The 768-nt window shown below is 65.8% G+C and carries 2 protein-coding genes; both read left to right on the forward strand.

Annotation, left to right across the window (positions count from 1 at the left end; all coding sequences use genetic code 11):
- Nucleotides 1–468 (forward strand): Bug family tripartite tricarboxylate transporter substrate binding protein (locus AC1DY5_RS57555; RefSeq protein ID WP_478123027.1); only part of this gene is annotated, 468 nt, incomplete at its 5' end.
- A 24-nt stretch (nucleotides 469–492) separates the two neighbouring features.
- On the forward strand, nucleotides 493–768 hold a 276-nt coding region (locus tag AC1DY5_RS57560; RefSeq protein ID WP_478123028.1), incomplete at its 3' end, for a LamB/YcsF family protein.

Genomic DNA, 768 nt, shown 5'->3' on the forward strand with positions numbered 1-768 from the left:
GAGTACTACAAGAAGGCGAACGGATTCGACCCGGTGCATGTGCCCTACAAGGGAGGCGCCCCGGCGTTGCAGGAGGTGATGGGCGGGCAGGTGCAGTTGATGATGGCGCTCGTGCCCGAAGCGATGCCGATGGTCAAGAGCGGACGCATGCGCGCGCTGGCGGTGACGACCACCAAGCGCTTGGCCGCCTATCCCGAATTGCCGACCGTGTCGGAGTCGGGCGGCAAGGACTTCGACATGACCTTCTGGTACGCCTTCATGGCACCGGCCGCCACGCCCGCCGAGATCGTGACCACGCTGAACCAGGCGATCGACGGCATCCTGGCCGAGAAAGAAGTCCGTTCCCGGCTGGACGAGATGAGTCTTGACGTGGTCGGCGGCCCGCCGACGAAGGTGACCGAACTCATCAAGAGCGATTCCGCCAAGTGGAAGAAGGTGATCGATGACGCCGGCATCAAGGTCGACTGATTCCTGGCACCGGCAAGCACCAACATGGATTTGAACAGCGATCTCGGCGAGAGCCTGGGGGCCTGGCGCATGGGCGACGACGACGCCATGCTGGGCATCGTGAGCAGCGCCAACGTGGCCTGCGGTTTCCATGCCGGCGACCCCGCCGGCATCCTGCAGACCTTGCGCCGCGGGGCCGAGCGTGGCGTGGTCGTCGGCGCACACGTGTCCTACCCCGACCTGACCGGCTTCGGCCGTCGCAACATGGACGTGGCCAGCGCCGACCTGGTGGCCGACGTGATCTACCAGATCGGTGCGCTC

Source organism: Variovorax sp. P4_D9 (assembly GCF_056401695.1).